The organism is Pseudomonas sp. H9, from assembly GCF_004353925.1.
GTDB lineage: Bacteria > Pseudomonadota > Gammaproteobacteria > Pseudomonadales > Pseudomonadaceae > Aquipseudomonas.
In genome coordinates this window covers 71,227-91,646 of the sequence record NZ_SMOK01000012.1, presented here as the reverse complement: position 1 = coordinate 91,646, position 20,420 = coordinate 71,227, and the positions used below count along the sequence as shown (strand labels likewise).

Here is a 20,420-nt window from a genome sequence, read left to right as displayed (position 1 = left end):
TTTGCTTGATCGCCGTCAACTGCGGGTAGCGCATCGCCGGTGGTATGCTACGCGCCGAATTTGCTCAAGCCCGCTTCCAGGTGACCTGATGACTAGCCGCACCGAGGCTGTGAAAGCCTACCTGCTCGACTTGCAAGACCGTATCTGCGCCGCCCTCGAAACTGAAGACGGCGGTGCCCGCTTTGTTGAAGACGCCTGGACCCGAGAAGCAGGCGGTGGCGGGCGCACGCGAGTGATCGGTGAAGGCAAGGTCATTGAGAAAGGCGGTGTGAACTTCTCCCACGTCTTTGGCAGCGGGCTGCCACCTTCGGCCAGTGCCCACCGGCCAGAGTTGGCCGGTCGAGGCTTCGAGGCCCTGGGGGTGTCGTTGGTGATTCACCCGCACAACCCGCATGTGCCCACCTCCCACGCCAATGTGCGTTTCTTCATTGCCGAGAAAGAAGGCGAAGAAGCCGTATGGTGGTTCGGTGGCGGCTTCGACCTGACCCCTTACTACGGTAACGAAGAAGACTGCCTTCACTGGCACCAGGTGGCCGAGCGTGCCTGTGCGCCGTTCGGTGCTGATGTCTACCCGCGTTACAAAGCCTGGTGCGACCGTTACTTCCACCTCAAGCACCGCGGCGAGCCGCGCGGCATCGGCGGCCTGTTCTTCGATGACCTGAACGAGTGGGATTTCGACACCTGCTTCGCCTTCATGCGCGCCATTGGCGATGCTTATGTCGAAGCCTACCTGCCGATTGTCCAGCGCCGCAAAGATCAGCCCTACACCGCCGAGCAGCGTGAATTCCAGGAATTCCGTCGCGGTCGTTACGTCGAGTTCAACCTGGTGTACGACCGCGGCACTCTGTTCGGCCTGCAATCGGGCGGGCGCACCGAATCGATTCTGATGTCACTGCCACCGCAGGTGCGTTGGGGGTACGATTGGAAAGCCGTGCCAGGCAGCGAAGAAGCGCGCCTGACCGAGTACTTCCTGCAGGACCGTGACTGGATTGGCGAAGCCAAGGCTGGCCACTGAGTCACTGTGGATAACTTTCCGGCCCTGCCCGACCTTGATTCAGGAACCGTGTAAATGGACCAGTACGTTGTATTTGGCAACCCGATCGGCCACAGCAAATCGCCGCTGATTCACCGGCTGTTTGCCGACCAGACGGGTCAGCAGCTGGAGTACAGCACCTTGCTGGCGCCGCTGGACGATTTCAGCATCTGTGCCCAAGGTTTCTTCAAGCAGGGCCTGGGTGCCAACGTCACGGTACCGTTCAAGGAAGAGGCCTATCGCATGGTCGATAGCCTGACGCCACGGGCGCAACGCGCGGGGGCGGTCAACACCTTGAGCAAGCTGGCGGATGGCACACTGCAAGGTGACAACACCGACGGTGCCGGGCTGGTACGTGATTTGACGGTCAACGCCGGTGTGCAGCTGACCGGCAAACGTATATTGCTGCTCGGTGCCGGTGGCGCCGTGCGGGGTGTGCTGGAGCCATTGCTGGCACACAACCCGGCCTCGCTGGTTATCGCCAACCGCACGGTGGAAAAAGCCGAACAACTGGCCCGTGAGTTCGCTGACCTTGGGCCGGTGGCCGCCAGTGGATTCAGTTGGCTGCAAGAGCCGGTTGACCTGATCATCAACGCGACCTCTGCGAGCCTTGCCGGTGAACTGCCGCCGATATCCGCCAACCTGATCGAGCCGGGCAAGACCGTGTGCTACGACATGATGTACGGCAAAGAGCCGACGCCATTTTGCCGTTGGGCCAGTGAGCACAAGGCCGGCAAGGTGCTGGATGGGCTGGGTATGCTCGCCGAACAGGCCGCCGAAGCGTTTTTCATTTGGCGGGGTGTTCGTCCAGACACGGTTCCAGTGCTGAGCGAGTTGCGGCGGCAATTGGCGCGCAGTTGACGGCGTCCGGTGTTTGCTCGCAACGGATCAGCTGTTCCTCTAAAGCAATTTGCTGCTTGTAGTAGGCGACTTTCGCGGCGGATTGCGGCTTACCGGAGAACAGTTCAACCGCATGAATGCTGGCGTCCAGGGACGCGATTCGTGCCTGCGCCGTAGCGATTACCCTGTCACTGTTGCTGATGGGCGGCTGGGCGCTTGCTCCCTGACCTATCAGCAGGCCCAGTAGGCTCAACACAAGAGCATTGCATAAGCAGTTGCGCTTCATGACAACCTCCTTATCGGCTATAGAGGTAGTCAACAGCGGCCTTCATCCGTGTGCAACTGGTAAAAATATCAGGTGGCCTACCCCTCAAAACCCTGTGGGAGCGGGCTTGCCCCGCGATGGCTTTACTCTTTAAAGCCAATCGGGCAGTGCCCTGCCCCTTCCAGCTTGTGTAATTCCTCAATGACCTGAGGGCGCGCCCGGTGCAGCGTCAGGCTACCGCCTGCACGGCGCAGACGGCGCGCCTCACGGTGGAGCATGTCGACGCCTGAGTAGTCGATGAAGTTGATCTGCCGGGCGTCGATGACCACGTCCGGGCCCTGGCAGCGCTGCAGGCGTGTCTGCAGGTAATGGCTGGCGCCAAAGAAGATGGACCCTCCTACTCGCAGTACATCGGCATTACCCTCACGTGATTGCTGGATGCGTGGCCGTGAAGTGCGCTTGAGGTAGAAGAACAGCGAGGCCAACACCCCGGCGTAAATCGCGGTTTGCAGCTCCAACAACAAAGTGGCGGTGGCGGTCAGAGCCATGACCAGAAACTCTGATCGGCTGACCCGGAACAGCGCTTTGATTGCCTGACGATCGACCAGACCCCAGCAGATCACAAGGATGCTGCCTGCCATCGCTGGAATGGGAATATGCGCGATCAGGCTCGCGCCAGCCACAGCGAACAAGGCGACCCACAACGCCGAAAACACGCCAGCCAAGGGGGAGCGGGCACCTGCGTCATAACTGAGCCCGGAGCGGGTGAAAGAGCCTGAAGACAGATACCCGGAAAAGAAGCTGCCGACCATATTCGACAGGCCTTGGCCGCGGATTTCCTGATTGGCGTCGATCAACTGCTCTGAGCGCGACGACAGTGACCGGGCAATCGACAGGCTGGTGACCAAGCCCAGCATGCCCACTGCCACGGCGCTGGGCAACAGGCGTAGGATCAGCTCGAAATCCAGTAATGGCACCGGGCTGAACGGCGGTAATTGGCCGACGAACCCAGGCACCAATCGAACATGGCTAAAGATCCCCGGCAGCAACCAGACCAGCACGCTGGCAATGGCCAAAGTTATCAACAGGCTGGGCCAGCGTGGGCGCAGTAATTTGATCGCTATGCCCATTATTAGCGTACCTAAGCCCAAAGCCAGGGACGGCCAGTCCACCTCGCTCGCGTGCTCAAGCAAGCTTTCCAGCGTACTCAGAGCTGTCGCTTGGCTGGGCAGATCCAACCCCATCAGATTAGGCAGTTGGCCGAGCGCAATCACCACGGCGGCGCCAAGGGTGAAACCCAGCACCACCGACTGGGATACGAAGTTAACCAGCGCGCCAAAACGCAGCATGCCCAGCAACCACTGAAACACCCCGGCCAGGAACGTCAGTAACAGGATCAGGCTGATGTAATCGTCGCTGCCGCTGATGGCCAGCGGGCTGACGCTGGCATACAGCACGATGGAAATCGCTGCTGTCGGCCCGCAGATCAGGTACCAGGAAGAGCCCCAAAGGCAAGCGATGAGTACCGGAACGATTGCTGCATACAGGCCATATTCGGCGGGCAGACCGGCGATCAGGGCGTAGGCGATCGATTGTGGCAACGCCAGGATCGCGCCGCTCAGGCCTACCAGTACATCGCGGCGCACGCTGCTGCGCGTCTGCGCGGGCAGCCAGGTCAGAAAAGGCAGCAGGCGATCAGGCCGGGCCATGGGCAGTCTCTATCGCGAACAGGGGTCGCTCAGGGTGCGATGTCTGGCGCTTCGACGCAAGTCGCGTAAGCACGAAGCTCAAATGGCTGAGGTAGAAGAAAAGAGTTTTACGCTCTAAGTGCGACATAATTTGTGCGGTTTTTCAGAAATACCCTACAGGTAATAAACATTATCCGCATATAGACTTATCACTCTTACCACAAGGAGTGAGTTGCATGGCTAATCACAGTTACATGACTGTAACCGGAAAGAAGCAAGGTTTGATCTCCGCTGGTTGCTCAAGCCAGGACTCTATTGGCAATAAATGCCAGGCCGGTCACGAAGACGAAATTATGGTACTGGCTTATTCTCATAATATGGCAGGCGGTAATGACGGCAGCGCATCCGGTGGCCGTGGTAAACATATGCCAGTTGTTATTACCAAGAACATTGATAAGTCCACGCCGCTGTTAGCCAGTGCCCTACATGAAGGCGAAGAAATCGAATGTAAAATCAATTTCTACCGCACCTCACCTGCTGGCGTTCACGAACGATATTTTACTGTGTTGTTAAGTGGCGGACGCATCGCCAATTTAAGCCTTCAGGTACCCCACGCTGTTAATATGAGAGACGCGCAGCCACAGGAAATTGTGGCCATCAGATATCGGGATATTAGCTGGGCACATCACAAAGCAAGTACCAGCGCCTATGGTTCTTGGGGTTACGAAGGTGAATGAGCAATCATGTGACATTCATGATGTGACCCAAGCAGCCTCTGACTTGGTTGCATTAGGTTGCACTATTGGTGCTACTAGCTTTTATGATGGGATTACTCAGATTCAATTCGGGTCGGTAATTTCTGATTATGTGAACGGAGTTATAAATGATGTTGAAGAAGGTTTAATCAGTGCCTGGGAGGGTGTGCAGGAAATAAGGGCGGAACATGAAGAGCTTATTTCCAGGGCGAGTTTTTATGCTCAAAACGGCATTGGGGTTGTAGCGGGTGTGATGCAGATTGAAGTCGGAGTTGCGATTACGGGTTCAACAGCCGGTTTCGCAGCACCAGTAGGTGGAGCTTTTATCGCTCACGGCGTTAATAATATTTATGAAGGGGGGATGAATATTTATCAAGGTCCGACAGCTGAAGTGGCACGGGGACCGATTAGACGCGTCTATCAATCCATCTTTAACGATGAGTACGCAGGAAATATGACGTATGGTGCATTCGACTTAATTTTGTCGGCTGGAGGTATGATGCGGTCTGTACGGAAGACGGATTCAGTGCAGTTTTTTAGGCGAGACCCACTTAATTACGAACCAGCGTATCAGCAAGCCGGAAAGTTGGCTTTGTTTTTTGAGATGTTAGTTGATTCAATTACAATTAAATCTATGGCTTCAGAGAATAATCCTGAAATAAAAAACAAGTAATTTCATCGCGTGGCGGCGATAGCTACCATTTGTCGCGTAGCATGGGGATGTAAATTTTTAAACCGACAATGGAAATAATAATAAACAAAATCCCCCCTGTAATCCAGTATGTGGTTTCTTCAAGGGGGTACAATTTTTTTATACCAAGCATAATAAGTCCTGTGTAAAAAAAGGCGCAGACAATAATAGTTGGTACTGTTCTTATTAGATATTTAAGTGTGTACATTTCTAGGGGCCTTTTTGGTGAGAGCTCATAAATATACTAGAGCCTGGTGGGGCTATCTGCAACAAGAGCCTGATCATTAAATTGCGCTGCGGCCTCAATCAAAAGCACAAGCTGCATTGAATACAACGCCCTGCGTATCGACAAGCTATTTGGCACGACGATGGCTACCATATGTTTCGTAGTTTGGGGAGGTAAATTCTTAAGCCGGCTAAAGTAATGATAATAAACAAAATCCCACTTGTAATCCAGAAGGGCTTGCCTTCTGGGTCTAGTGAAAATAATTGTTTTAAACCCCACATAATAATTAGTGCGTAGCCCGCAGAGCTGCCGACAATGGCCAGCCCTAAACCTATTAAATATCTGATTGTATACATTTCAACAGAATCCTTAGGGTGTAAGCTCATAAAGCATTCTAGATTTTACTAGGAGCAAAATGCAACAAAGTGTAGTCAGTAAGCCGCTCTGGCCTAAATCGAAAACACAAGTTGTGATACCCGATGTGTCAGTGACGGAGTTAGTTCGGCTTTTCAGGCGAAATTTACGTAATTGTGAGGCGGCATATCATTAATCCAGCAATTTTACTTTGTTTTTAATGGTTGATTCTGAAGTAAAAAGCAACTGATGCCATAATGTGATTTTTTTGCATCCGAAGGGTTTGTAGATATGTATACGGTCAGATATTTAATAAGCTTAGGGTTGGTGATTATTTCCTGTTCTGCGGGATACACACTAATTGTTATGTGGGGGATAAGAGAATTGTTCTCGCTAAAAGAAACCCCATATTGGTTTGTAAGCGGAGTTGTATTTTTTATTATTGCCGTTTCCGGCTTAAAGTTTTACATCCCCAGACTACGCAATATATGGTAGTGAGCTGCTGTGGCCTCAGTCGAAAGTACAATATGCATAGGGTGCGATGCCCATCATGTCAGTCCAAGTCGCACGTTGGAGTTGGCCAGCGTATAGTCGTGCAAGATAGCTTGATATCCCGAAATTGGATCAGAAGAGTTCAGGAGTTAGCGTGCAAAGGATCAAAGGCTACCACGCCCATATTTACTACGATGCCAGCACTATGGAGCAGGCACGGCAATTATGCGAAGAGGCGGCCAAGCTGTTTGGCGTGACAATGGGGCGTATGCACCAGAAGCCGGTCGGGCCGCATCCGGACTGGAGCTGCCAGCTGGCGTTCGGGCCGGAGGTGGTAGGTGTGGTGTTGCCGTGGCTGGCGTTGTATCGCCATGGGCTGGTGGTGTTTCTGCATCCGCTGACTGGGGATGAGCTGGCGGATCATCGCGATCATGCGATCTGGATGGGGGCGGTGCGGCCTTTGGATCTGTCGATTTTTGAGTGATTGATCACGGGGCAAGCCCGCTCCCACAGTGTGACCTGTGGGAGCGGGCTTGCCCCGCGATTTGTCAGGCCTTGCGCGCGCCGCGCACACCCTGCGCCAGTGCCGAGCACAGCTCCAGCACATCACCCACAGCCTGCTCGGTCGATTCAGCCTGGGCAATTTTGTCGACCAATGCCGAACCCACGACTACACCGTCAGCCAGCTTGGCAATCGCAGCCGCCTGCTCGGGCGTACGGATACCGAAGCCGACACTGATCGGCAGGTCGGTATGCCGACGCAGACGCTCGATGGCGCTGCTGACTTGTTCAGTCGTTGCCGAGCCCGCGCCCGTAACACCGGCCACCGAGACGTAGTAGACGAAGCCGGAGCTGCGCTCCAGAACGCGCGGCAGGCGCACGTCGTCGGTGGTCGGGGTGGTCAGGCGGATGAAGTCGATACCGGCAGCCTGCGCCGGAGTAGCCAGCTCAGCATCATGCTCAGGCGGCAGGTCGACGATGATCAGACCGTCTACGCCCGCTTCTTTGGCCTGGGCGACAAAGGCTTCAACGCCAAAGCGATGGATCGGGTTGTAGTAACCCATCAGCACGATCGGGGTGTTTTGGTTGTCGACGCGGAATTCGCGAACCATCTGCAAAGTTTTCGCCAGGGTCTGGCCGGCATCCAGGGCGCGCAGGGTCGCCAGCTGAATAGCCACACCATCGGCCATTGGGTCGGTGAATGGCATACCCAATTCGATCACGTCGGCGCCAGCGGCTGGCAGGCCTTTGAGGATCGCCAGCGAGGCATCGTAGCCCGGGTCGCCAGCGGTGACGAAGGTGACCAGTGCAGAGCGGCCTTCGGCCTTCAGCTCGGCGAAGCGTTGTTCAAGACGGCTCATGCCTGTTTCTCCTCGGCAGCCATATGGCTCATCACGGTTTGCATGTCTTTGTCACCACGCCCGGACAGGCACACCACCATCAGGTGATCCTTCGGCAGGGTCGGGGCACGTTTGATCGCTTCAGCCAGGGCGTGCGAGGTTTCCAGCGCCGGAATGATGCCTTCCAGACGGCAGGTGGTGTGGAACGCGGCCAAGGCTTCGTCGTCGTTGATGCTGACGTACTCGACGCGTTTCACTTCATGCAAGTAAGCATGCTCTGGGCCGATGCCGGGGTAGTCGAGGCCGGCGGAAATCGAGTGAGCGTCGGTGATCTGGCCGTCTTCATCCTGCAGCAGGTAGGTGCGGTTGCCGTGCAGTACACCCGGAATACCACCGGTGAGGCTGGCGGCATGCTTGTCGGTATCGACACCATGGCCACCGGCTTCGACGCCAATGATCTGTACGCTGGTGTCGTCGAGGAAGTCATGGAACAGGCCCATGGCATTGGAGCCGCCGCCCACACAGGCGATCAGGCTGTCGGGCAGGCGCCCTTCTTTTTCCTGCAATTGAGCGCGGGTTTCCTTGCCGATGATCGACTGGAAGTCGCGAACCATGGCCGGATACGGGTGTGGACCGGCCACGGTGCCAATCAGATAAAAGGTGTTATCAACGTTGGTGACCCAGTCGCGCAGGGCCTCGTTCATGGCGTCTTTGAGCGTACCGGTGCCGGAAGTTACCGGGACGATCTCGGCGCCCAGCAGCTTCATGCGGAACACGTTAGCCTGCTGCCGCTCGATGTCGGTCGCGCCCATGTAGATTACGCAAGGCAGGCCAAAGCGTGCCGCCACGGTGGCGGTGGCAACACCGTGCATACCGGCGCCGGTTTCGGCGATCAGGCGTTTTTTGCCCATGCGCTTGGCCAACAGCACTTGGCCGATGCAGTTGTTCACCTTGTGCGCGCCGGTGTGGTTGAGCTCTTCACGCTTGAAGAAGATCTTCGCGCCGCCGCAGTGCTCGGTCAGGCGCTCAGCGAAGTACAGCGGGTTAGGACGGCCGATGTAGTCGCGCTGGAAGTACGCCAGTTGCTCGAGAAATTCCGGGTCGGCTTTGGCTGCTTCGTATTCGCGGGCAAGGTCGAGCACCAGCGGCATCAGGGTTTCAGCCACGTAGCGGCCGCCGAATGCGCCAAACAGGCCATTGGCATCAGGGCCGGCGCGGAAGTTGGTCTGGGTCATGGGTCGCTCCAGGGCATCAGTGAAAACGAGGAATGGCTTTACTCTACCCACGACAGGCACAACTGAAAACCGATAAGATTGCTTGAACATGTCAGGAAAACTCACACGTCATGCGTAGCGACCTGCCCCCCCTCAATGCCCTGCGGGCTTTCGAAGCGACTGCGCGGCTCAATAGTGTCAGTCAGGCTGCCGAGCAGTTACACGTTACGCACGGCGCTGTAAGCCGCCAGCTGAAAGTGTTGGAGGAGCACCTTGGGGTCAGCCTTTTCGTCAAAGACGGACGAGGCATTAAACTCACAGATGCAGGCCAGCGGCTACGCGATGCCAGCTTTGATGCCTTTGACCGCTTGCGCAGCGTGTGTGCCGAGTTGAGCCACAGCACTGCCGACGCACCGTTCGTGCTGGGTTGTTCCGGCAGCTTGTTGGCGCGCTGGTTCATTCCACGCCTGGGGCGTCTGAAGGCAGATTTACCGGAGCTGCGGCTGCATTTGTCTGCTGGTGAGGGCGATCTGGACCCACGTCGGCCGGGGCTCGATGCCTTGCTGGTATTCGCCGAGCCGCCGTGGCCGACCGATATGCAGGTTCACGTGCTGGCTCAGGAGCGTATCGGTCCGGTACTCAGTCCACATTTCGCTGGATTTGCACGTCTGAAGAACGCGCCTGCTAAAGCGCTGCTGGCAGAAACCCTGTTGCAGACCACATCGCGGCCACAGGCTTGGCCGAACTGGGCGCAACAACAAGGCATAGATCCTGAAGCGCTACGCTACGGCCAGGATTTCGAGCATTTGTATTACTTGCTGGAAGCGGCAGTTGCAGGGCTGGGCGTGGCCATCGCGCCGCAGCCACTGGTAGCTGATGATCTGCGCGCCGGGCGCCTCGCCGCACCGTGGGGCTTTTGTCAGACCCAGGCCGCCTTGGCCCTGTGGGTGCCTCGACGCGCCGCAGACGGGCGCGCCGAACAACTGGCTGGCTGGTTGCGCACAGAGCTGGCGCGTCAGGCCGATTAATTACTGCGCTTGCACATCAAGTACGCGGCAAGCAGGCCCAAGGCACCAATCGCTACGCCGGCGGTGGTCCACGGGTGCTGTTGTGCGTAGTCGCGGGTGGCCACGCCGGTCTCTCGCGTTTTGGTTTTCACTTCATCGTAGGCATCGCTGAGCAGGCTGCGCGAATGGCGCAACGCGGTTTCAGCGTTGCTTTTGAGCGTTTTAAGGGTGTTGCGCGACTCATCCGAAGCGTCGCTTTTGAGACTCTCCAACGACTTGAGCAGGCTTTCGATTTCCGCTTCCATGCTTTGCAGCGACGCTTTACGCAACGAGTGGTTGGCCATGGTGGCTCTCCTTCGTGGTGTGAGTGAGCTGTTGTGTTTGGGACTTCAGCGGGAAGCGAAAGTGCCGTACGACTTTTCCTGGACGTTATTTGGGCCCGGATAAAACGGCCTGACGCTGCTAGGCTCAATGTTCACCTTCGAATTAGGAGACTGATCATGTCGGATCATCACACCTACAAGAAAATTGAACTCGTTGGTTCGTCACCCACCAGCATCGAAGACGCCATCAACAATGCACTGGCCGAAGCCGGTAAAAGTATCAAGCACCTTGAATGGTTTGAAGTGGTCGATACGCGTGGGCACATCAAAGACAACAAGGCAGCGCACTTTCAGGTAACGCTCAAAGTGGGTTTCCGAATTGCCAATAGCTGAAACCCTATCACTGGCTTGTGCGGGTCAATTGAGTTACACAGTCTTGAGGCGTCCGGATGGGTTCCGGCGCCATCCTCCACTTTGATCTGAACAAGGAAAGCGATCGATGAAGAAGTTGGTAGTGGCACTGGGTTTGATGACGCTGGCAGGCACCGCGCTTGCTGCGGGCAAACCGTGCGAAGAATTGAAGAGCGAAATAGCCGCCAAGCTGGACGCTAAAGGCGTCAGCGGCTACTCGCTGGAAATCGTCGACAAGGGTACTGCCGCAAGCGGCAAGGTCGTTGGGACCTGCGAAGGCGGCACCAAGGAAATTGTTTACAAGCGTGGCTGACGCTGATCGCGGGGCAAACCCGCTCCCACACAGAACTACTGTGGGAGCGGGCTTGCCCCGCGATAAATCGCTTAGTCGCCTCGCATCACCTGCGCCAGCAACTCATAAGAGCGGATCCTGTCGGCGTGCTCATACAGGTCGCAGGTAAAGATCAGCTCATCGGCTTGAGTCTGCTCCAACAACACCTCGAGCTTGGCGCGGATTTTTTCCGGCCCGCCAACCATCGCCAGTCCCAGGAAGCTGCCTACCGCCTCGCGCTCATGGGGTAGCCACAAGCCATCCATGCTTTCCACTGGTGGCCGCTGTACCAGGCTCTGGCCGCGCATCAACGCCAGAATGCGCTGATACACCGAGGTCGCCAGGTAATTGGCCTGTTCATCTGTGTCGGCTGCGACCAGTGGCACACCCAGCATCACATAGGGTTTGTCGAGCACCGCAGATGGCTGGAAGTGATCGCGATAGATGCGAATGGCCTCGTGCAGGTAGCGCGGAGCGAAGTGTGAGGCAAAGGCATAGGGCAAGCCGCGTATGCCCGCGAGCTGGGCGCTGAACAGGCTCGAACCGAGCAACCAGATCGGCACCTGTGTGCCATAGCCGGGTACCGCGATGACTTTTTGATCCGCCGTTCTCGGGCCGAGATAGCGCACCAGCTCTTCCACGTCGTCGGGAAAGTCGTCAGCGCTGCCAGAGCGTTCACGACGCAGCGCCCGTGCAGTCATCTGGTCGGAGCCGGGCGCCCGACCCAGGCCCAAATCGATACGGCCGGGATAGAGACTTTCCAGGGTGCCGAACTGCTCGGCGATCACCAGTGGCGCATGGTTGGGCAGCATAACGCCGCCAGCGCCGACACGGATGGTCGATGTGCCACCGGCCAGGTAGCTGAGCAGTACGGCGGTGGCCGAGCTGGCGATACCGTCCATGTTGTGGTGTTCGGCGACCCAGAAACGGTTGTAGCCGAATTTCTCCACGTGCTGCGCCAGATCCAGCGAGTTGCGCAGGGATTGCGCCGGGCTGCCGTCTGCACGAACTGGCACCAGGTCAAGGGTGGAGAATTTAGTGTCCGCAAGTCGCTTCATGGGCTGTTGAGCCTCCTGAACAGTCTTTTGGCCGACAGTGGGCGTAGGCCTTTTTAACTCTGTATGGGCACTTCCTGAGGATTCAATGGCTGGCGTGTATTCGCGCTGTAGAGAGGGGCAGAACCGGGATGTGCGCTTGTGGTCAAATGGGTGTCGGCACCATCGCTGCCGTCACAAGGAGTTGTCCCCATGATCCGTGTTGCAATCGCCGTACTGACTTCGCTGCTGGCAACCTCTGCGCTGGCTGCGCCGAAGAATTGTGAAGAGCTCAAGGCTGAGATCGAAGCGAAGATTCAGGCCAACAATGTGAGTTCCTACACCCTGGAAATCGTCAAGAACGAAGAGGTTCACGACCAGAACATGGTGGTCGGTAGCTGTGAGGGTGGCACCAAGAAGATCATTTATCAGAAAAATGATCGCTAAGCGTCAGGGCAGGCAGAAGATGTCGTTGGCTTCTTCAGCGAGCAATTTGCGTTGGGAGTCATAGAGATAGGCACTGGGGCGCATGGCAGGCGCCCGTGCCTCAAGGCGATATCGCTGGCCTGCTTCGAAGTGGTCGTAGCGCACTTTCAGGTAACAGGTGCGCTCTACCGGATTCATTGAGAAACCACCGGAATACACCTCGAAATCGAAGCGCACGGTCAGTTCGTGCTTGCCGGGGGTGACCTGGAAGAAACGCCCGTCTTTGAGGTGCTCGCCATCCAGGCGATCCGCCATCAACGTTTTACCGGGCGTCATGGTGTAGAGGTCGACCCAGGCCTGCTTGCTGTCAACGGGCGGCAAGGGGCTGGCACAAGCCCCCAGAGCACTGATTGCAATCAGCATCATTGGCTGGCGCATGGCAAACTCCTGCATGCAGGCTTCAAAGTCTAAGCATAGCGCCAATCACGCTATCAGGTGCGCTGACAGCCCCCCGGTAGCCCTGTGCTGAGCAATTTGCGCTGCTCGTCATACAACTTGGCCCATGGACGAAAGCCGATACTGCCTGCCTCCAGCTGATAGCGTTGGCCGGCAGCGAAATCCTTGAATTTCACATTCAGCTGGCAATCGCGCCACAGTGGTTCGCTGACCGGGCCAATGTTGCTCGGCGTCACCGGGAACAGGTAGCGCACCGTCAGCTCGTGGCTGCCGGGGGATACTTCAAAATAGCGCTTATCCGCCCAGTCACGTTCGTCCACTTGCAGAGCGTGCAAGGTATCGTCCTGGCCGGGTGCAAGGTCGATCCAAGCCTGGTTGGGGTCGGGTTGAGGTAGCAAACCGGCACAGCCGGACAGAAGCAGAAGACCACTGATGACAAGCGGTGTACGCATGGTAAAACTCCAGCCGGGCAGGATAGTCTTGAAGCTGATGAGCTCTTGAGCGGAAAACGGGACGCGGATGCTTCGACTATTTCTTTTATTGCGCTCAAGTCATGGGGCACTCGACCGCTTTTTTCGCTATTTGGTTCCCTTGGCAGCATTCGGACTGCTGAGCGGTTGTTCCAGCATCAGTTACTACGGGCAACTGGCCAGTGGTCAGTTACACCTGCTACAGGCCCGCAAGCCTGTGGCAGAGCTGGTCGCCGAGCCGGGCACTCCAGAAAAACTACGCCAGCAATTGCTTCAGGCCGAGCAGGCCCGGGCGTTTGCCAGCGCCCAGCTGAAACTGCCGGACAACCGTAGTTATCGGGTGTATGCCGACATTGGCCGTCCGTATGTGGTCTGGAATGTCTTCGCGACCCCAGAGCTTTCCCTCGAACCTGAAACCCATTGCTTCCCGATCGCCGGTTGCGTTGCTTATCGCGGCTATTACCGCCAGGGCGCGGCGCGCGGTGCCGCGGCGCTGCAAAAGCAGAAGGGGTTGGACGTTTATGTCGCAGGGGTGGAAGCCTATTCGACCCTTGGCTGGTTCGATGACCCGATTCTCAGCTCGATGCTTGGCTGGGGTGATGAGCGTTTGGCCACGGTGATCTTTCACGAGTTGGCGCACCAGCGGGTGTATGTGCAGGACGACACTGCCTTCAATGAGTCTTTCGCTACCTTCGTTGAACAGGAAGGGGCACGACAGTGGCGCGCTGCACGTGGCCTGCCACTGCAAACCCAGGACGGCAGCCAGCAGCGTGACCAGTTCATCGCCTTGGTGCTGGCCAGCCGGGAACGGCTCAAAACGTTGTATACCTCGCCACTGAGCGCAGAAGCCAAACGTGCGGGCAAGCAGGCCGAGTTCGAACGCTTGCGTCGTGAGTACCGAGTACTGCGCGATAGCCAGTGGGGCGGTAAAGGTCGCTTCGACGCCTGGATCAATGCGCCGATGAACAATGCCAAGCTGTTGCCGTTTGGTTTGTATGACCAGTGGGTGCCGGCGTTTGCCCAGCTGTTTGTGCAGGTGGATGGTGATTGGGGCGTGTTTTATGAGCGGGTCGAAGCGTTGGGTAAGTTGACGCTTCAAGCGCGGCGTCAGGCGTTGAATAGCATCGCGGGGCAAGCCCGCTCCCACTTCGGTCGGTAGGAGCGGGCTTGTCCCGCGATGAGGCCCTCAACCGCGCAGAAATGCCTGATGCAGCTCACTCAAGGTTGCGAAGTGATACGCCGGCTGCTCAGCCGTCAGTTCCTCATGGCTGCCAAACCCGTACCCCACTGCCACCGCTTCAAGGCCATTGCTACGCGCGCCGATCAGATCGTGCTTACGGTCACCGATCATCAGTGTCTGGGCGGGGTCGAGCGATTCTTCTGCCAGCAGGTGAGCGATCAGCTCGACTTTGTTGGTGCGGGTGCCGTCCAACTCGCTGCCGTAGATCACTTTGAAGTGGTGATCGAACTGGAAGTGCCGGGCAATCTCACGGGCAAACTCCCAGGGCTTAGACGTGGCGATATACAGCGTCCTGCCCTGCCCGTTCAGGGCCTCAAGCAATGGCTGAACACCATCGAACACGTGGTTCTCGTACAGGCCGGTGACTTTGAAGCGCTCACGGTAAAAGTTCACCGCGTCCCACGCTTTGGCCTCGTCGAAGCCGTAAAACTGCATGAAGGCTTGCAGCAAGGGCGGGCCGATGAAGTGCTCCAGGCGTGCCAGATCCGGCTCGTCAATGCCGAGTTTGGCCAAGGCGTACTGGATCGAACGGGTAATGCCCAGGCGCGGGTCGGTCAGGGTGCCGTCAAGGTCAAAGAGGATATTTTGCTGATGCATAGCTGTCTCGATAATTGCTGGAGGCCGGTTTACTCAGGCAGGTGGTAGCCTTCGGCAAGGTGCTGGTCTTTAAGCTTCACGTAGTTGCTGGCGCTGTAGGGGAAGAACGCGCGCTCCTTCTCAGTCAGGGCCCGCGCCTGTTTGACCGGACTGCCGACATACAGAAAGCCACTTTCCAGGCGCTTGCCCGGCGGGACCAGGCTGCCCGCGCCGATGATCACTTCGTCTTCGACCACCGCACCATCCATGATGGTGCTGCCCATACCGACCAGGATCCGGTTGCCCAGGGTGCAGCCGTGGAGCATGACTTTGTGACCAATAGTTACCTCATCGCCGATCAGCAGCGGGAAACCTTCCGGGTTGAAGGGGCCAGCGTGAGTAATGTGCAGCACACTACCATCTTGCACACTGGTGCGTGCACCGATACGGATACGGTGCATATCGCCGCGGATCACCGTCAATGGCCACACCGAGCTATCGGCACCGATCTCGACATCACCCAGCACCACGGCGCTGCGATCCACGAATGCGCGTTCGCCCAGGCGTGGTGAATGGTTCTGGAAGCTGCGGATAGCCATGATAGGAATTCTCTTTGGTATGGATAGGGCTGCGGTCGGCGTCGATTGTAATTAAGATGGTCCGGTGTTTCTTCTGCCAAGGTGTTTAACCGTGAGTGCGACCAACCCGCTACTGCAGTCTTATGACTTGCCGCCCTTCTCGGCGATTCGTGCCGAGCATGTGCAGCCGGCGATTGAACAGATCCTGGCCGACAACCGTACTGCCATTGCCGACATTCTCAAACGTCAGGGCCAGCAACCAAGCTGGGCCGGCCTGGTGCTGGCGATGGACGAACTCAACGATCGCCTGGGCGCGGCCTGGAGCCCGGTCAGTCACCTCAACGCCGTGTGCAACAGCGCCGAGTTGCGCGAAGCCTATGAGGCTTGCCTGCCAGCGTTGAGCGCCTATGCTACCGAACTGGGCCAGAACCGTGAGCTGTTCCAGGCTTATGAAGCGCTGATCGCCAGCCCTGAAGCGGCGGGCTTTGACGTCGCGCAAAAGACTATTCTCGAACATGCCCTGCGTGACTTCCGTTTGTCGGGTATCGACCTGCCCGCCGATCAGCAGCAGCGCTATGCCGAAGTGCAGAGCAAACTCAGCGAGTTGGGCAGCCGTTTCTCCAATCAGCTGCTGGACGCCACCCAGGCCTGGACCAAGCACGTCACCGACGAAGCGGCATTGGCTGGCCTGACTGACTCGGCCAAGGCCCAGATGGCGGCGGCGGCCCAGGCCAAGGGCCTCGACGGTTGGTTGATCAGCCTGGAATTCCCAAGCTACTACGCGGTGATGACCTACGCCGAAGACCGCACCCTGCGCGAAGAGATCTACGCCGCCTACTGCACCCGCGCTTCCGACCAAGGGCCAAATGCTGGCCAGTTCGACAACGGCCCGGTGATGCGCGAAATCCTCGACTTGCGTCAGGAGCTGGCCGAGTTGCTCGGTTTTACCAACTATGCAGAGCTTAGCCTGGCCACCAAAATGGCCGAGTCCAGCGAGCAAGTCCTGAGTTTCCTGCGTGACCTGGCCAAGCGCAGCAAGCCTTTCGCTGCTCAGGATCTGGCCCAGCTCAAGGCGTATGCCGCTGAGCAAGGTTGCCCGGATCTGCAAAGCTGGGACAGTGGTTTCTACGGTGAAAAACTCCGGGAACAACGCTACAGCGTTTCTCAGGAAACCCTGCGCGCCTACTTCCCGATTGACAAAGTGCTGTCAGGGCTGTTCGCCATCGTCCAGCGTCTGTACGGCATCGAAATCGCCGAACTCAAGGGTTTCGATACCTGGCACCCGGACGTACGCCTGTTCGAAATCAAAGAAAATGGCCAGCACGTTGGTCGTTTCTTCTTTGACCTGTATGCACGCGCCAACAAACGTGGCGGTGCCTGGATGGACGGCGCTCGCGACCGCCGTCGCGCCGCTGACGGCCAACTGCAGAGCCCGGTGGCCAACCTGGTGTGCAACTTCACCCCGGCAGCGCCCGGCAAACCAGCGTTGCTGACCCACGATGAAGTCACCACCCTGTTCCACGAATTTGGTCATGGCCTGCACCACCTGCTGACCCGTATCGAGCATGCCGGTGTTTCCGGAATCAACGGCGTGGCTTGGGATGCGGTCGAGTTGCCAAGCCAGTTCATGGAAAACTGGTGCTGGGAGCCGGAAGGCCTGGCATTGATTTCCGCGCATTATGAAACCGGCGCAGCCCTGCCTCAGGACTTGTTGGAAAAGATGCTGGCGGCGAAGAACTTCCAGTCCGGGCTGATGATGGTCCGCCAGCTGGAGTTTTCCTTGTTCGACTTCGAGCTGCATGCCCGTCATGGCGACGGTCGCAGTGTGCTGGAAGTGCTGGAAGGCATCCGCGACGAGGTCTCGGTCATGCGCCCACCGGCATACAACCGTTTCCCGAACAGCTTTGCGCACATCTTTGCGGGTGGTTATGCCGCCGGCTACTACAGCTACAAGTGGGCTGAAGTGCTCTCCGCTGACGCATTCTCGCGTTTTGAGGAAGAAGGCGTGCTCAATGCTGAAACCGGTCGCGCTTTCCGTGAAGCGATTTTGGCGCGTGGTGGTTCCCAGGAGCCGATGCTGCTGTTCGTCGACTTCCGTGGCCGCGAGCCGTCAATCGATGCACTCTTGCGCCACTGTGGCCTGAGTGAGGAAGTAGCGGCATGAGTGATGGGCCTGTAGTAACGAAAAAGCGCTTTATCGCCGGGGCGGTCTGCCCGGCGTGCAGCGAGCCGGACAAACTGATGATGTGGAGCGAAGACAGCGTTCCGCACCGTGAATGCGTGGCCTGTGGGTTTACCGACACCCTCAATGAACAGGGGCTGTCGGTGCCTAAAGAGCTGGGTACTCGCGTCAACAAGATTGAAGTCAAACCGGCCGAGGTGAAGGTGCAGACTGTCCAGTTCTTCCCCAACCCGAAGTTGAAGAAGCCAGCCGAGTAAAGCGGCCCGGCGGTACTGGCATCACATCAGCGCCCCGTGTACTGTATATAAAAACAGTATCGGGGCGTTGTTATGTTTACTCCTCAAGGGCCTGTGCGTGGCCGTGGCACCGCGAGCAATCCGCACAACCGCTTCGCCCCGAGCCGTTCTGTGGCTGAAGACGACGGCTGGTATCAGGAAGTGCCCCTGACCCAAGGTACCGAAGTCCGCAGCGAAACGGCCAAGACCATCATCACCCGCAACAACTCGCCCGACCTGCCCTTTGATCGCTCGATCAATCCTTATCGCGGATGCGAGCACGGCTGGATATGCTACGCGATAGGTTCCATTGAGAAACCTTTGTCTGCCTATCCTTGCTTATGTGAAGATAGGTCTTCGCGTTCAGCCTCTGCATAGGATAGAAAAATATGACCTATGAGTTGTTTCAATATCCAGATGGTAAAACTAACTATCAAATAACTAATGAGTTTGGGGAAAAAACGACTATCACTTTAGATAAGTGGGTAGCAGATGTGCTTCAACTGGAAATTGATGATGTCCACGATAGAATTCAAAAGGCTTATGATAAAGTTCTAAAAAGTAAGCCTGAACTTTCTCGGCGTGAAAGGGGCAATGCTGTCCGTAAAATGGCCGAGCGTTCCGCCAATGGCTTTCAAGAATCTAAAAAGAAAGTCCTTGGGTGGAATGATGATGAAATATTTGCACTTCTCTAATCAATTTGGAAAATATTTATGATAAATGGAATTAGGAATGCGGTATTGTTTTTCGGCTTTATTGCCTCATTCCAAGCGTATGCTTGGAACTATAATCTAATTCAAGATATGGGTGTAAACGGGGCTTACAGATATTGTAAGTATGACAACGGGAAAGTCTACACCGTAAATGCAGCAGAAATTTGCCAAATATCCATTAGTGACAGTTCGCCGGGTTTTGGTACAGGAAAAGGGTTTCTACAGGGCGAATATGCTGACGGGATGAGCAAAGTTTGTGTTTATAACGTATTAGGTCAGGAGAAAGCTATTCGTATAAGCAGCGTTTCAATATGCCCTGCCACTGCCGATTTCTAATTATACGTTCATTCAAGGTCTTTTAGGACGGTTGAACTCGTTCAAGCGTTCTAAATGACCAGCCGTCAGCACTCAACCATATTGACCAATTGTTGAATGTCATCGTCCATTTCTAACAAATACCAATCCCTGTATTTGATGACATTTGGCTGGTTTTCTTTTCTATCAATTCTCATCATTGTTGCTTTTCTTTCAGTAGCAAAATGATTATTGGAGAAAATTACAGTTCCAATTCCAATATTTCTTTTGACTATTACTGTTTCTTTAGTCGCATAATCTTTATATGAGAGATAAAGGCAATCTTGGAAAACCTTCTCATATAATTTGATTTTCCCTGTACTTACACTTTCCATTGTGAAAATTTCTGCAAGATTAGGGTTTTCATTCACATAACTATTAAGAAGAAGGGTAGAGCACTTCTTTGACTTAATAAGTTTAAATGATGGGAAATTCGTTGCATTTATCTTTGCGAAGGTTTTACTAGGCACTTCAATAAAAGAGACTTTTCTAGCAAATGAATATTTGCTTTCAATCTCTTTTACTTTTTCGATGATTGACAAATAAGCGTCATAATCATCAATCAAATACACACTACAAACATCATAAGCAGTTTCTTTATTGACATAAGAAACTAAAAGGTCGTTTATTTCACCAATATACCTATCAAACTTTCTATTATCTTCACTCATATATTCCTCTTTCTTATTCTCTTACTTATATTTTCCCATATAAATATATAATGTCAAGAAAGTCGGAGGAACTTTTTAAATATATTTTCAGGAGATATATGGGTGGCTCTATGCACCGGATTTTCTAGGGTTTGTATTAAATACTCCCCGCGTAATATGTAATTATCTGTAAATAACCATTATGCAAAACGCACTGAAAAACTTCGTTTTATGATTTGCTTCGCTTCGCTTCTCAAATCTGCGAACTTCGTTCGCTTATTCCAGTGGTTTTAGCCCGTTAGGGCGTGCTCTGCTGAAATCAAAAAAACATATTCGAATTCAATAAAAGTATTTAAGAGTATTTAAGGGCACTGATTTATGCTGATTTTAAGCCAAAAAAACAACCAATACTCCCCGCGTAATATGTAAATACTCCCCGCATTATATGTAAAATACTCCCCGCGTAATATGTAGCATTATAGTGCTATTCGAATAC

Annotated in this window: 25 protein-coding genes and 1 pseudogene; 15 read left to right on the top strand and 11 right to left on the bottom strand. The window is 55.5% G+C overall.

The genetic code is table 11. The annotated features are described in order from the left end of the window. Positions 1–88: 88 nt before the first annotated feature. Both hemF and aroE read left to right on the top strand, forming a co-directional pair. Complete coding sequence (gene hemF, locus E1573_RS10995) at positions 89–1,015, top strand: oxygen-dependent coproporphyrinogen oxidase (RefSeq protein ID WP_133213528.1); 927 nt, start codon at positions 89–91, stop codon at positions 1,013–1,015. A gap of 54 nt (positions 1,016–1,069) precedes the next feature. Continuing rightward, the gene (gene aroE, locus E1573_RS10990) at positions 1,070–1,894 is read left to right on the top strand and encodes a shikimate dehydrogenase (RefSeq protein WP_133213526.1); all 825 of its coding nucleotides are present in this window, start codon (positions 1,070–1,072) and stop codon (positions 1,892–1,894) included. Here aroE and E1573_RS10985 read toward each other — a convergent pair. After that, positions 1,821–2,159 carry a hypothetical protein gene (locus E1573_RS10985; protein WP_133213524.1) on the bottom strand — a complete coding sequence of 113 codons (339 nt, stop codon included), beginning with the start codon at positions 2,157–2,159 and terminating at the stop codon, positions 1,821–1,823. The two genes, aroE and E1573_RS10985, sit on opposite strands and share 74 nt — an antisense overlap. 122 nt (positions 2,160–2,281) lie before the next feature. Further along, entirely contained in the window at positions 2,282–3,847 is a 1,566-nt protein-coding gene (locus E1573_RS10980) for a SulP family inorganic anion transporter (RefSeq protein WP_133213522.1), read from the bottom strand. A 215-nt stretch (positions 3,848–4,062) separates the two neighbouring features. Here E1573_RS10980 and E1573_RS10975 point away from each other — a divergent pair, with 215 nt between their 5' ends. The 3 genes from E1573_RS10975 (at position 4,063) to E1573_RS10965 (ending at position 6,828) form a co-directional block, all read left to right on the top strand. After that, the gene (locus tag E1573_RS10975) at positions 4,063–4,563 is read left to right on the top strand and encodes an Hcp family type VI secretion system effector (protein WP_133213520.1); all 501 of its coding nucleotides are present in this window, start codon (positions 4,063–4,065) and stop codon (positions 4,561–4,563) included. After that, on the top strand, positions 4,556–5,254 hold the full coding sequence (locus tag E1573_RS10970) for a DUF4225 domain-containing protein (protein ID WP_256659520.1): 699 nt from the start codon (positions 4,556–4,558) through the stop codon (positions 5,252–5,254). The genes E1573_RS10975 and E1573_RS10970 overlap by 8 nt, the downstream gene beginning before the upstream one ends. Before the next feature lie 1,244 nt (positions 5,255–6,498). Beyond that, complete coding sequence (locus tag E1573_RS10965) at positions 6,499–6,828, top strand: DOPA 4,5-dioxygenase family protein (RefSeq protein ID WP_133213516.1); 330 nt, start codon at positions 6,499–6,501, stop codon at positions 6,826–6,828. A gap of 64 nt (positions 6,829–6,892) precedes the next feature. Here E1573_RS10965 and trpA read toward each other — a convergent pair whose 3' ends face one another. Together trpA and trpB are read right to left on the bottom strand one after the other, a co-directional pair. Next, complete coding sequence (trpA, locus tag E1573_RS10960) at positions 6,893–7,705, bottom strand: tryptophan synthase subunit alpha (protein WP_133213514.1); 813 nt, start codon at positions 7,703–7,705, stop codon at positions 6,893–6,895. Continuing rightward, a complete protein-coding gene (gene trpB, locus E1573_RS10955; RefSeq protein ID WP_133213512.1) occupies positions 7,702–8,919 on the bottom strand; it encodes a tryptophan synthase subunit beta in 1,218 nt (405 codons plus the stop codon). The genes trpA and trpB overlap by 4 nt, the downstream gene beginning before the upstream one ends. Before the next feature lie 110 nt (positions 8,920–9,029). Between trpB and E1573_RS10950 the strand changes: the two genes are divergently transcribed. Then, complete coding sequence (locus E1573_RS10950) at positions 9,030–9,926, top strand: LysR family transcriptional regulator (protein WP_133213510.1); 897 nt, start codon at positions 9,030–9,032, stop codon at positions 9,924–9,926. Here E1573_RS10950 and E1573_RS10945 read toward each other — a convergent pair. Then, positions 9,923–10,249, bottom strand: a complete 327-nt coding sequence (locus tag E1573_RS10945) for a YqjD family protein (protein WP_133213508.1) — start codon at positions 10,247–10,249, stop codon at positions 9,923–9,925. The two genes, E1573_RS10950 and E1573_RS10945, sit on opposite strands and share 4 nt — an antisense overlap. Before the next feature lie 156 nt (positions 10,250–10,405). Between E1573_RS10945 and E1573_RS10940 the strand changes: the two genes are divergently transcribed. Together E1573_RS10940 and E1573_RS10935 are read left to right on the top strand one after the other, a co-directional pair. Beyond that, complete coding sequence (locus E1573_RS10940) at positions 10,406–10,621, top strand: dodecin (protein ID WP_028942610.1); 216 nt, start codon at positions 10,406–10,408, stop codon at positions 10,619–10,621. Positions 10,622–10,727: 106 nt separating this feature from the next. After that, positions 10,728–10,952, top strand: coding sequence for a DUF1161 domain-containing protein (locus E1573_RS10935; protein WP_133213506.1), 225 nt, complete (start codon positions 10,728–10,730; stop codon positions 10,950–10,952). 71 nt (positions 10,953–11,023) lie between these two features. On the opposite strand, the gene E1573_RS10930 is transcribed toward E1573_RS10935, so the two are convergent. Next, a complete protein-coding gene (locus tag E1573_RS10930) occupies positions 11,024–12,028 on the bottom strand; it encodes an LLM class flavin-dependent oxidoreductase (RefSeq protein ID WP_133213504.1) in 1,005 nt (334 codons plus the stop codon). Positions 12,029–12,217: 189 nt separating this feature from the next. On the opposite strand from E1573_RS10930, the gene E1573_RS10925 reads away from it, so the two are divergent. Next, positions 12,218–12,451 (top strand): DUF1161 domain-containing protein, encoded by a 234-nt coding sequence (locus E1573_RS10925; RefSeq protein WP_133213502.1) that lies wholly within the window; start codon positions 12,218–12,220, stop codon positions 12,449–12,451. 3 nt (positions 12,452–12,454) lie between these two features. Here the strand turns inward: E1573_RS10925 and E1573_RS10920 are convergent, their stop codons facing one another. Together E1573_RS10920 and E1573_RS10915 are read right to left on the bottom strand one after the other, a co-directional pair. Further along, the gene (locus tag E1573_RS10920; protein WP_133213500.1) at positions 12,455–12,868 is read right to left on the bottom strand and encodes a hypothetical protein; all 414 of its coding nucleotides are present in this window, start codon (positions 12,866–12,868) and stop codon (positions 12,455–12,457) included. Positions 12,869–12,921: 53 nt separating this feature from the next. Further along, positions 12,922–13,338 carry a hypothetical protein gene (locus E1573_RS10915; protein WP_133213498.1) on the bottom strand — a complete coding sequence of 139 codons (417 nt, stop codon included), beginning with the start codon at positions 13,336–13,338 and terminating at the stop codon, positions 12,922–12,924. A 67-nt stretch (positions 13,339–13,405) separates the two neighbouring features. Between E1573_RS10915 and E1573_RS10910 the strand changes: the two genes are divergently transcribed. Then, positions 13,406–14,515 carry an aminopeptidase gene (locus E1573_RS10910; RefSeq protein ID WP_133213496.1) on the top strand — a complete coding sequence of 370 codons (1,110 nt, stop codon included), beginning with the start codon at positions 13,406–13,408 and terminating at the stop codon, positions 14,513–14,515. Between the two features lie 27 nt (positions 14,516–14,542). Here the strand turns inward: E1573_RS10910 and E1573_RS10905 are convergent, their stop codons facing one another. After that, on the bottom strand, positions 14,543–15,193 hold the full coding sequence (locus E1573_RS10905) for an HAD family hydrolase (protein ID WP_133213494.1): 651 nt from the start codon (positions 15,191–15,193) through the stop codon (positions 14,543–14,545). A gap of 29 nt (positions 15,194–15,222) precedes the next feature. Next, entirely contained in the window at positions 15,223–15,771 is a 549-nt protein-coding gene (locus E1573_RS10900; protein WP_133213492.1) for a gamma carbonic anhydrase family protein, read from the bottom strand. A gap of 91 nt (positions 15,772–15,862) precedes the next feature. On the opposite strand from E1573_RS10900, the gene prlC reads away from it, so the two are divergent. The 5 genes and pseudogenes from prlC to E1573_RS10875 all read left to right on the top strand — a co-directional run bounded on the left by prlC (position 15,863) and on the right by E1573_RS10875 (position 19,256). Beyond that, the gene (gene prlC / locus E1573_RS10895) at positions 15,863–17,914 is read left to right on the top strand and encodes an oligopeptidase A (protein ID WP_133213490.1); all 2,052 of its coding nucleotides are present in this window, start codon (positions 15,863–15,865) and stop codon (positions 17,912–17,914) included. Further along, positions 17,911–18,189, top strand: a complete 279-nt coding sequence (locus E1573_RS10890; protein WP_133213488.1) for a YheV family putative zinc ribbon protein — start codon at positions 17,911–17,913, stop codon at positions 18,187–18,189. Before prlC ends, E1573_RS10890 begins: the two co-directional genes overlap by 4 nt. 72 nt (positions 18,190–18,261) lie before the next feature. After that, positions 18,262–18,540, top strand: a pseudogene (locus E1573_RS10885) (radical SAM protein); the annotation flags it as partial. A 56-nt stretch (positions 18,541–18,596) separates the two neighbouring features. Further along, a complete protein-coding gene (locus tag E1573_RS10880; RefSeq protein ID WP_133213486.1) occupies positions 18,597–18,902 on the top strand; it encodes a hypothetical protein in 306 nt (101 codons plus the stop codon). Positions 18,903–18,920: 18 nt separating this feature from the next. Then, a complete protein-coding gene (locus E1573_RS10875) occupies positions 18,921–19,256 on the top strand; it encodes a hypothetical protein (protein ID WP_133213484.1) in 336 nt (111 codons plus the stop codon). A gap of 65 nt (positions 19,257–19,321) precedes the next feature. Here E1573_RS10875 and E1573_RS10870 read toward each other — a convergent pair whose 3' ends face one another. After that, positions 19,322–19,945, bottom strand: a complete 624-nt coding sequence (locus tag E1573_RS10870; RefSeq protein ID WP_133213482.1) for a hypothetical protein — start codon at positions 19,943–19,945, stop codon at positions 19,322–19,324. Positions 19,946–20,420 lie beyond the last annotated feature (475 nt).

Excerpts from the sequence above, each read along its gene's own strand:
- hemF (WP_133213528.1), top strand. The coding sequence starts at position 89 with ATGACTAGCCGCACCGAGGCTGTGAAAGCCTACCTGCTCGACTTGCAA.
- aroE (WP_133213526.1), top strand. The coding sequence starts at position 1,070 with ATGGACCAGTACGTTGTATTTGGCAACCCGATCGGCCACAGCAAATCG.
- E1573_RS10985 (WP_133213524.1), bottom strand. The coding sequence starts at position 2,159 with ATGAAGCGCAACTGCTTATGCAATGCTCTTGTGTTGAGCCTACTGGGC.
- E1573_RS10980 (WP_133213522.1), bottom strand. The coding sequence starts at position 3,847 with ATGGCCCGGCCTGATCGCCTGCTGCCTTTTCTGACCTGGCTGCCCGCG.
- E1573_RS10975 (WP_133213520.1), top strand. The coding sequence starts at position 4,063 with ATGGCTAATCACAGTTACATGACTGTAACCGGAAAGAAGCAAGGTTTG.
- trpA (WP_133213514.1), bottom strand. The coding sequence starts at position 7,705 with ATGAGCCGTCTTGAACAACGCTTCGCCGAGCTGAAGGCCGAAGGCCGC.
- trpB (WP_133213512.1), bottom strand. The coding sequence starts at position 8,919 with ATGACCCAGACCAACTTCCGCGCCGGCCCTGATGCCAATGGCCTGTTT.
- E1573_RS10950 (WP_133213510.1), top strand. The coding sequence starts at position 9,030 with ATGCGTAGCGACCTGCCCCCCCTCAATGCCCTGCGGGCTTTCGAAGCG.
- E1573_RS10945 (WP_133213508.1), bottom strand. The coding sequence starts at position 10,249 with ATGGCCAACCACTCGTTGCGTAAAGCGTCGCTGCAAAGCATGGAAGCG.
- E1573_RS10940 (WP_028942610.1), top strand. The coding sequence starts at position 10,406 with ATGTCGGATCATCACACCTACAAGAAAATTGAACTCGTTGGTTCGTCA.
- E1573_RS10935 (WP_133213506.1), top strand. The coding sequence starts at position 10,728 with ATGAAGAAGTTGGTAGTGGCACTGGGTTTGATGACGCTGGCAGGCACC.
- E1573_RS10930 (WP_133213504.1), bottom strand. The coding sequence starts at position 12,028 with ATGAAGCGACTTGCGGACACTAAATTCTCCACCCTTGACCTGGTGCCA.
- E1573_RS10925 (WP_133213502.1), top strand. The coding sequence starts at position 12,218 with ATGATCCGTGTTGCAATCGCCGTACTGACTTCGCTGCTGGCAACCTCT.
- E1573_RS10920 (WP_133213500.1), bottom strand. The coding sequence starts at position 12,868 with ATGCGCCAGCCAATGATGCTGATTGCAATCAGTGCTCTGGGGGCTTGT.
- E1573_RS10915 (WP_133213498.1), bottom strand. The coding sequence starts at position 13,338 with ATGCGTACACCGCTTGTCATCAGTGGTCTTCTGCTTCTGTCCGGCTGT.
- E1573_RS10910 (WP_133213496.1), top strand. The coding sequence starts at position 13,406 with ATGCTTCGACTATTTCTTTTATTGCGCTCAAGTCATGGGGCACTCGAC.
- E1573_RS10905 (WP_133213494.1), bottom strand. The coding sequence starts at position 15,193 with ATGCATCAGCAAAATATCCTCTTTGACCTTGACGGCACCCTGACCGAC.
- E1573_RS10900 (WP_133213492.1), bottom strand. The coding sequence starts at position 15,771 with ATGGCTATCCGCAGCTTCCAGAACCATTCACCACGCCTGGGCGAACGC.
- E1573_RS10890 (WP_133213488.1), top strand. The coding sequence starts at position 17,911 with ATGAGTGATGGGCCTGTAGTAACGAAAAAGCGCTTTATCGCCGGGGCG.
- E1573_RS10880 (WP_133213486.1), top strand. The coding sequence starts at position 18,597 with ATGACCTATGAGTTGTTTCAATATCCAGATGGTAAAACTAACTATCAA.
- E1573_RS10875 (WP_133213484.1), top strand. The coding sequence starts at position 18,921 with ATGATAAATGGAATTAGGAATGCGGTATTGTTTTTCGGCTTTATTGCC.
- E1573_RS10870 (WP_133213482.1), bottom strand. The coding sequence starts at position 19,945 with ATGAGTGAAGATAATAGAAAGTTTGATAGGTATATTGGTGAAATAAAC.